The sequence below is a fragment of the Providencia sp. wls1922 genome (assembly GCF_009706505.1).
GTDB lineage: Bacteria > Pseudomonadota > Gammaproteobacteria > Enterobacterales > Enterobacteriaceae > Providencia > Providencia lanzhouensis.
The window spans coordinates 88,947-97,864 of record NZ_WLUG01000089.1 but is presented as its reverse complement, the minus strand read 5'-3'; the positions used below and the strand labels follow the sequence as shown (position 1 = coordinate 97,864).

6 protein-coding genes are annotated in these 8,918 nt (G+C 46.2%); 3 read left to right on the top strand and 3 right to left on the bottom strand.

What is annotated here, in order from left to right:
- Positions 1 to 79: 79 nt before the first annotated feature.
- Entirely contained in the window at positions 80 to 424 is a 345-nt protein-coding gene (gene erpA, locus GKR71_RS10790; RefSeq protein WP_036952599.1) for an iron-sulfur cluster insertion protein ErpA, read from the bottom strand.
- A gap of 237 nt (positions 425 to 661) precedes the next feature.
- On the opposite strand from erpA, the gene hemL reads away from it, so the two are divergent.
- Positions 662 to 1,951, top strand: a complete 1,290-nt coding sequence (gene hemL, locus GKR71_RS10785; RefSeq protein ID WP_036952602.1) for a glutamate-1-semialdehyde 2,1-aminomutase — start codon at positions 662 to 664, stop codon at positions 1,949 to 1,951.
- Positions 1,952 to 2,172: 221 nt separating this feature from the next.
- Here the strand turns inward: hemL and mrcB are convergent, their stop codons facing one another.
- Both mrcB and hrpB read right to left on the bottom strand, forming a co-directional pair.
- Positions 2,173 to 4,722, bottom strand: coding sequence for a bifunctional glycosyl transferase/transpeptidase (gene mrcB, locus GKR71_RS10780; protein WP_154634276.1), 2,550 nt, complete (start codon positions 4,720 to 4,722; stop codon positions 2,173 to 2,175).
- A 211-nt stretch (positions 4,723 to 4,933) separates the two neighbouring features.
- Positions 4,934 to 7,393: an ATP-dependent helicase HrpB gene (gene hrpB, locus GKR71_RS10775; protein WP_230085068.1), complete on the bottom strand. Its 2,460-nt coding sequence runs from the start codon at positions 7,391 to 7,393 to the stop codon at positions 4,934 to 4,936.
- A 161-nt stretch (positions 7,394 to 7,554) separates the two neighbouring features.
- Here hrpB and sfsA point away from each other — a divergent pair, with 161 nt between their 5' ends.
- On the top strand, positions 7,555 to 8,271 hold the full coding sequence (gene sfsA / locus GKR71_RS10770) for a DNA/RNA nuclease SfsA (RefSeq protein ID WP_154634275.1): 717 nt from the start codon (positions 7,555 to 7,557) through the stop codon (positions 8,269 to 8,271).
- 190 nt (positions 8,272 to 8,461) lie between these two features.
- Entirely contained in the window at positions 8,462 to 8,917 is a 456-nt protein-coding gene (dksA, locus tag GKR71_RS10765) for an RNA polymerase-binding protein DksA (RefSeq protein ID WP_006659320.1), read from the top strand.
- The last annotated feature ends 1 nt before the right edge of the window (position 8,918 follow it).

The following is an 8,918-nucleotide window of genomic DNA, read 5'->3' as shown; positions in this document are numbered from 1 at the left end:
CCCTAGGAGCATACACAAGTATGTGACTAGGGTTGACGAATGAAGCCAACACAGTCACAACTTGAACTATGACGAAAAATCAGACGCTGAAGGAAGAACCGCACCCACACGTAGATTTCGCATTCGGATTCGTCACAATAAAGCGCGATCCTTCTAACCCTTCAGTGTAATCCACACTTCCACCCACTAAATATTGCAGGCTCATTGGGTCTACAACCAGTGCGACACCTTGTTTTTCGATGGTCATATCCCCTTCGTTGATTTGATCATCAAAGGTAAAGCCATATTGGAAGCCGCTGCAACCACCGCCCGTAATATAGACGCGCAGACGCAGGTTTGGGTTATTTTCATCGGCAACTAAGTCTTTTACTTTGGTTGCAGCTGCATCGGTAAATTGCAGAGGCAGAGCTACATCATCACTCATTTATTACTCCAGACCGGTGACCGGTAAATTCATAGGTAAGGCAAAGCCTACTTAGATCAATTTCTCAATTATCCGTCACCTGACTCATTGGTTCAAGTGTTGTTACACAATTGAGCACAGAGTTGCTATTCATCCTTATGATTGATCCATCATTGTGATTGATAGCATTGGTTTAATCGTCCTTGTGCTTTAGAATAGCGGCAACTTTTTATTTAGTCTCTTTTCAGGAGCCCTGCAATGCACCATTCCGAAGAATTATATAATGAAGCCCAACAGCTGATCCCTGGCGGTGTTAACTCCCCTGTTCGCGCCTTTAATGGTGTGGGTGGTACCCCGTTATTTATCGAGCGCGCTGATGGCGCTTACATTTATGATGTCGATGGCAAAGCTTACATTGATTATGTGGGCTCTTGGGGTCCAATGGTATTGGGTCACAACCATCCCGCTATCCGCGATGCTGTGATCAAAGCCGTCAATAAAGGCTTAAGCTTTGGTGCACCAACCGCTGCTGAAGTGGAAATGGCAAAACTGGTGTGCGAATTAGTCCCATCTATCGATATGATCCGTATGGTCAACTCCGGTACTGAAGCTACTATGAGCGCGATTCGCCTTGCTCGTGGTTATACTGGCCGCGATAAAATTATTAAGTTCGAAGGTTGCTACCACGGTCACGCTGACTGCCTATTAGTGAAAGCCGGTTCCGGTGCACTGACCATGGGCGAGCCTAACTCTCCGGGCGTACCTGAAGATTTCGTTAAGCACACATTGACCTGCACATACAACGATTTAGCCTCTGTTCGCCAAGCTTTCGAAAACTACCCAGAAGAAGTGGCATGTGTGATTGTTGAACCTGTCGCGGGTAACATGAACTGCGTTCCACCAACCGCAGAATTCCTGCCTGGTCTGCGTGCATTATGTGATGAATTCAACGCACTGCTGATCATCGATGAAGTGATGACAGGCTTCCGTGTTGCACTCGGTGGTGCTCAAGATCACTACAACGTACAACCGGATTTAACCTGTTTAGGTAAAATCATCGGTGGCGGTATGCCTGTGGGTGCATTTGGCGGTCGCTATGAAGTGATGGAAAAATTAGCGCCTATCGGCCCTGTTTACCAAGCGGGTACACTTTCTGGTAACCCTGTTGCCATGGCGGCGGGTTTAGCTTGCTTAAATGAAGTGTCTCAGCCGGGTGTTCATGCGCGTTTAACGGAGCTGACCGATAAACTGGCTCGTGGCTTAACCCGTGTTTCTAAAGAGCAAGGCGTGCCTATGGTTATCAACCATGTGGGCGGGATGTTTGGTCTGTTCTTCACTGACGCCGAATCTGTAACGTGCTACCAAGACGTGATGAAGTGCGATGTGACTCGCTTTAAGAAGTTCTTCCACTACATGTTAGAAGAAGGCGTTTACTTAGCACCATCTGCATTCGAAGCGGGCTTTATGTCTGTCGCTCATAGCGATGAAGATATCCAGCGCACCATCGATGCCGCGGAAATTGCACTGGCAAAAATCAAAGCCGAATAACCCCCTGCAATAAACTGCACCCATAAAAATAGGCGCCATCTGCAAAAGACGGCGCCTATTTTTTTATCTATTTCTTAAGATCTATTTTTTGATCTGTTTTCTTTTCCAATCAAACTCAACATTCTCCTAAATCCCGTGCGCAGTAGCTAGGCGGCAAGTGAGCTAAGCCCTAGGAGCATACACAAGTATGTGACTAGGGTTAGCGACCGCAGCCAACAACGCTACGGCGTGCGGGATGACGGAGAATTGGATGGGGAGTCGCCGAACATATCTTTGACCCACTCAGGAGCTGCTCCATCCTCTTGCGGCGCCTCACCATTCCCATTCAAATTCCACGCTGGATCTTGCGATGCTGATCCTTGGCACAGGCTTTGCGGGTCTTCAGTCCAGACTGGTAACATTCTGCCCCCACCTAAATCAGAGCAGCTAAATTGACCATCCATCATGACACGCATATCGGTTATCCCTTCTGGCGCTCGGTTGATCAGTGTCAGTGGCGTTTGGTTATCTAAATAGCGCTGATAAACACGTAATGCCCCTGTTGAGCCTGTTAACTGTGTTGGCCCGTTGTTATCGCGACCGACCCAGACAATAGCCACTTCCTTACCATCGATACCCGCGTACCAGCTATCACGCAGGTCGTTGGTGGTACCCGTTTTACCCGCCAGATTGTATTTACCATATTTATTCAGTAATACGCGCCCAGTCCCTTGCAGCACTACTTGCCGCATACCAAATAGCGTTAAATAAGCGGCTTGAGATGGTACGGCACGCTCTGCGGATGGGTAACTTTGATACAGCTCTTTACCATCACCATCAATCACGGAACGTAATGCCGATAATTTTGCGCGATTACCTTCGCCACCAATGGTTTGGTACACTTGCGCCACTTCAGCTGGCGTTAAGTTCACCGCACCTAACAACATCGCAGGTACTTTTTCCATCGCACTTTCTGGCGCGCCTAAACGGATAAACGTATTCATCACTTGGTCGAGACCAATTTCCATCCCTAAGTTTACGGTTGGAATATTTTGTGATTTCGCTAATGCATCCACCAGCATCATACGACCATTGAAGTTACGGCTATAGTTTCGTGGGCTCCAACTTTGATTACCGACCTTGATGGTCAACGGTTCATCGGATAGCCACGTATTTAAGCGGAAACGGTCCGGCTCACTTAATGCCGTTAAATACACCGGTGGTTTTGCTAAAGAACCAATGCTGCGACGGGCATTTAGCGCTCGGTTAAAGCCTGAGAATTGTGGATCAGAGCCACCGACCATCGCACGAACTTCACCGTTAATACGGTCGACAACCACCATGGCACCTTCGATATCATCCAATTTACGTGCTTTACGTAAATCAGCCACGCCGAACTCGACTGCATTTTCCGCCGCCGTTTGCGCTACCGGATCTAAGGTGGTAAAGATTTTCGCACCCGAGAGATCTTTAACTTTATCCCCAAGCTTCTCGCTCAGTTCTTGTCTCACCATCTGCATAAATGCGGGTTGAGATGCGACTAACCCTTCTTTGTTTTTCACACCGAGCGGTCGAGCACTTAGAACTTGGTACATCTCATTATCGATAACACCACGGGTTTCAAGGATTTTAAGCACAATATTACGGCGTTTAATCGCATTTTGTGGCTTAGTCCACGGGTTAAAGGTTGATGCACCTTGCACCATTCCCACCAGCAATGCTTGTTGGTCAAAGCTTAACTCATTGATTGGTCGACCAAAGTAATACAAACTCGCCAGCGGGAAGCCACGAATTTCATCATTACCATTTTGCCCTAAATAGACCTCATTCAAATACAGTTCAAGAATGCGTTCTTTGCTGTAGTTATAGTCTAAAATCAATGCCATAAAGGCTTCATTAGCTTTACGTTTCAGAGTTCTTTCGTTGGTTAAAAATAGGTTTTTCACCAACTGCTGCGTTAAGGTACTTCCCCCTTGTACGGAACGACCTGCAGTGACGTTCGCTACCACCGCACGACCGATAGAATATAAGCTAACACCATCATGCTCATAAAAATTTCTATCTTCCGTTTCGAGGAGGATTTTTACCAGGGATTCAGGGAAGTCCGCCATTGGCAGCACTAAACGCTGTTCATTATTCGCAGATTGCATCATGGTGATCAGTTTCGGATCTAAACGGAAGAAACCGAACGAGCGCCCATTTTCAATATTTTCAATCTTGCTCAACATGCCATTTTCAAACACCAGACGCGCGAGGACTTGCCCCTCTTTTTGGTCTGGGAAATTAAATGGACGACGCAAAATTTCAATGGTATTGCCTTTCACCACAAACTCACCAGATGTGGTGATTTTGCTGACTTTACGGTACTGCATTCCTTCGAGCAGGTTGGTCATTTCAGCTTGGCTGTAATCCATACCGGGCTCAAGGTTTACCATGCGTCCATATACCGCCGCAGGCAAGTCCCACACCTTACCATCAAGGCGTTCTTTAATTTGTTGGTTTAGATAAAAACCGTAAGCCGCCAGTATGACTGCAAGTACTAGCATTAATTTAACTAGCAGCCAGAACCAGCGCCATTTACTCTTGCGAGGTTTGTTCTTTTTTGAGCCTTTTTTGGTCATTTGCTCTTCTTCATCGTCTTCATCATCAAGATATTCATCATCAATATCTTCATCATCGTAGAGATCTTCATCATAATCATCGCGGCGTCTACGGCGGCGTGAAGAGGATGACGATTTCTCAGCAGCGCGTCTTTTACGTCTGCCAATGGGTTCAAAATCTTTACCGGACATGGTCGCTCCATATCTCCTATACCTAAATAGGCATTAAAATCTAACTATACATACACAAGTACAACTACAGATACGTAGGTGTAACATAAGGCTAATTTTGGCTCATAATTCAAGGAATTTCACGGAAGAAAGCTCCTAATTACACTTCCTTACGCTGCCTATTGGGCGCCATTGCCTAATTTACAGCCCGTTATTAGAGCACAAAATTAGGTTATTTCGCACTCATCATCGCTTTTTTTGTTTGTCGCGTTGGTTCGGCATTCGCAGGGTCATCTGGCCAAGGATGTTTTGGATAACGCCCTTTCATCTCTTTTTGTACCTCTTTATAGCTCCCTTGCCAAAATGCACCGAGATCTTGAGTTATCTGAATAGGGCGCCTTGCAGGCGAAAGTAGCGATAATGTTAGCGTCACTTTACCATTTGCCACGGTTGGATTGGCTTTTTCACCAAACACTTCTTGCAAGCGAATTTCAACCACTGGCGGCTTGTCTAGCGCGTAGTGAATACTTACCTCGCTCCCAGAAGGAGCGATATAGGTCACAGGGAAAGTGCTGTCGAGCCATTGACGCTGCTGCCAATCCAATCGATTCAATAATAAATTCATTAAATCAATTTCTTGCAGCTTTTTCTTGCTTGTCACGCCATTAAGATAAGGGGCTAACCATTCATCAAGCGTCTTGAGTAAAGTCTCATCATCCATTGCAGGCAATGGCGAGTCAGGAAAATAACGCGCCGCTAACTCACAACGAATGCGCAACTGTAGGGTATTTTCTTGCCAATTTAACTGTTGCAAACCATTTTGCTGAAGCCAGTACACCAGTGCATTTTTAATCTCTTCCAGCTCTGGATTAGTCAGCCGTTGAGATTTGACAACTAACTGCCCGCATTGTAAGCGCCGCCATGCCAGTAAGCTCCCCCGCTGCTCATCCCATTCAACTGTCTCTTGAGTGTCAAAAAGATGCGGGCAATCCTGTTGAAGCTTTTCAATTTCAATAGGATACGCCAGTGAGATACGCGCATCCGCCGAGGTTTCTGACTGCCATAATGCCGCCACCATCAGCCATTCACTCCCCATTAACGGGTCATTGTCGTTCAGTGTTGCCCCTAACCCACTGGCTAATTGATAACGAGCTTGATGGTCACGGGATTTCGCTATGTAGTCTGGAAACCCTGCGGCAAGTAATGTTGGTAACCACTCACTAATCAACCCAGTGGCTTTCCCTAAAGAATGGGTAACCTTGTCACCACTTAAGATAGAGGCGCGTTTGCACCAGTTCTCCGTCGGACGTTCTAAATGGATATGTAGGTCGATCACTCCGCCACGGGGAGGCTCTTCAATAATTGCCGTTAATAATGCAGCAAGTTGAATAACGGATTTATTTTGTGTTTGCTGCGCGTGATACAGCATGGCGGCAGTACGAACTGACGTTCCCGTTCCCGCCATTTTATTGCCCATCGACGTGAGCTTTCCTTGGGCATCAGTGACACCCAATTTAAATAACAGGCTTTTCGCTGCCGATAATGCCGCCTCAGGGGGAACATCTAACCATTGGAGTTGAGAAATATCGTGACAGCCCCATTGAAGGAGCGCTAACCATAACCCGCTTAAATCACTATTATTGATTTCTGCTTCACTAAATTGTGCTGCACGTTCGGCTTGTTCAGCACTCATTAGATGCCAGCACACACCCGCTTCTAAACGCCCTGCTCGCCCCGCACGTTGGGTCATTGAAGCTTGGCTAATGCGTTTTTTAATTAGCTTTGTCAGCCCACTTCTCGGGTTAAATTGTCCCACGCGCTCAAAGCCGCTATCCACCACTAAACGGATCCCCTCGATGGTGAGACTGGTTTCCGCAATGTTGGTCGCCAGCACGACCTTACGTTTTCCTTCAGGGGCAGGCAGAATCGCTTGTTGCTGAGCTTGAATTGATAGCGCGCCATACATTGGACATAACATCACATCGTCAGTCACTAACCCTTCTAACTCGCTTTTCGTCCGCTCAATTTCGCCCACTCCCGGTAAAAAGAGTAACAAAGAGCCACCTTGTTGCTGCATCAGTTGCCAAACCGCGCTCGCGACTTCTTGATGAAACGGTTTATTCGGATTGATGGGCTTATATTCCCGTTGAACAGGGAATGTCCGTCCTTGTGAACTGATCACCGGCGCATCAGAAAATAGCTGGCTAAGCCCTTGATCATCCAGCGTAGCGGACATTAGCAAAATTTTTAAATCATCCCGCAGTGCTTGCTGAGAATCCAACAACAGCGCTAACCCTAAATCAGCCTGTAAATTACGTTCATGAAATTCATCCAAAATGACCAATCCGACACCTTCAAGCATCGGGTCATTTTGTAATTGGCGAGTGAGAACCCCTTCCGTCACCACTTCCAAACGCGTTTTTGCGCTCACTCTGCTTTCTGAGCGCATACGCAAACCAATGGTTTCCCCTACCGATTCCCCTAACTGCTGCGCTAAGCGAGCGGCGACTGAGCGTGCTGCAATACGCCGCGGCTCTAACATAATAATCCGCCCGTCTATCTGCCCACTTTTGAGGATTTCTAACGGCAATACCGTTGATTTCCCTGCCCCCGTCGGCGCATGCAACAGAACTTGAGAGGATTTCGCTAGAGCAGCGAGTAAGTCATCACTTACTTCTAAGATAGGGAACACTAAGGGGTAACTCCATGAGGTTTAACTTTCTATGTGAAGCATTGTAGCATTAACAAATTGTAGCATTAACGAATATGACGCATTAATACTGTCTATGAGCTAACACCATATATAGGATGGTGTAATGTTATGTCACGAACAACGCGGTAAACGGAGAAAACATGGAATTTATCCCCCCTTTAAAATCAGCCACATTAATTAAACGCTATAAACGTTTTTTAGCGGATGTCGTCACACCCGAGGGAGAGGAAATGACGATACACTGCGCAAACACGGGGGCGATGACAGGCTGTGCAACTCCAGGGGATACCGTGTGGTACTCCACTTCGGATAACCCAAAACGAAAATATCCGTACAGTTGGGAGTTAACGCAAACCAAAAACAACCATCTAATTTGTATTAACACGCTACGAGCTAATCAATTAGTGGCAGAAGCGTTGGCAAAAAAGCATATTCCAGAATTATCTGACTACAGTATAGTGACCCCTGAAGTGAAGTATGGAAGTGAAAACAGCCGGATTGATTTTTTACTCACTCAAGAGGGCTTAACTGATTGTTTTATTGAAGTTAAATCAGTGACTTTGTTGGAAAACAACCATGGCTATTTCCCTGATACTCAGACAATACGAGGACAAAAGCACCTTAGAGAGCTGACTTTGATTGCTAAAGAAGGAAAACGCGCCATACTTATGTTTGTCATTTTACATAGCGGTATCCACGTAGTATCCGCTGCTGCACATATTGATCCTAAATATGCAGCGTTGTTAGAACAGGCTATAACCAATGGCGTCGAAGTTCTGTGTTATCAAGTGGATATATCTAAACAAAAAATGCAAATAGGGACATCAATTCACTTCACCCCGACTAAGTCATTTTAGTTTAGTCGATATTTAAACAAGGTCATCGAGTTATGAGTGCTTGTGAAGGGAAGAAACACGCTTGTCTTCACAGCATTACAAAACTCATCACATGAACGATTGCCAAGACGGCTGTCTTCTGATATTTATAGCGACCTTAAATTTTCCCCCTTGGGGTTTTTGTAAAATTTGCGTGTGTAGGAGAAGCATTATGCAAGAAGGGCAAAAACGTAAGACATCGTCCTTAAGCATTCTCGCCATTGCCGGGGTTGAGCCCTATCATGAGAAGGCTGGCGAAGAGTACATGAACGAAGCCCAATTGGCGCATTTTAAGCTCATTCTCGAAGCATGGCGCAATCAACTCAGAGATGAAGTGGACCGGACTGTTACTCATATGCAAGATGAGGCAGCTAACTTTCCAGACCCCGTTGATAGAGCCGCTCAGGAAGAGGAATTCAGCCTCGAATTACGTAACCGCGACCGCGAACGTAAATTGATCAAGAAGATCGAAAAGACGCTGAAGAAAGTTGAAGATGAAGATTTTGGCTACTGCGAATCTTGTGGTGTGGAAATTGGCATCCGTCGTTTGGAAGCGCGTCCAACAGCAGATTTGTGCATCGACTGTAAAACATTAGCAGAAATCCGCGAAAAGCAGATGGCTGGCTAAT

What these genes read in the sequence shown, in the direction of transcription:
- erpA (WP_036952599.1), bottom strand. Translation starts at nt 424, where the DNA reads ATGAGTGATGATGTAGCTCTGCCTCTGCAATTTACCGATGCAGCTGCA.
- hemL (WP_036952602.1), top strand. Translation starts at nt 662, where the DNA reads ATGCACCATTCCGAAGAATTATATAATGAAGCCCAACAGCTGATCCCT.
- mrcB (WP_154634276.1), bottom strand. Translation starts at nt 4,722, where the DNA reads ATGTCCGGTAAAGATTTTGAACCCATTGGCAGACGTAAAAGACGCGCT.
- sfsA (WP_154634275.1), top strand. Translation starts at nt 7,555, where the DNA reads ATGGAATTTATCCCCCCTTTAAAATCAGCCACATTAATTAAACGCTAT.
- dksA (WP_006659320.1), top strand. Translation starts at nt 8,462, where the DNA reads ATGCAAGAAGGGCAAAAACGTAAGACATCGTCCTTAAGCATTCTCGCC.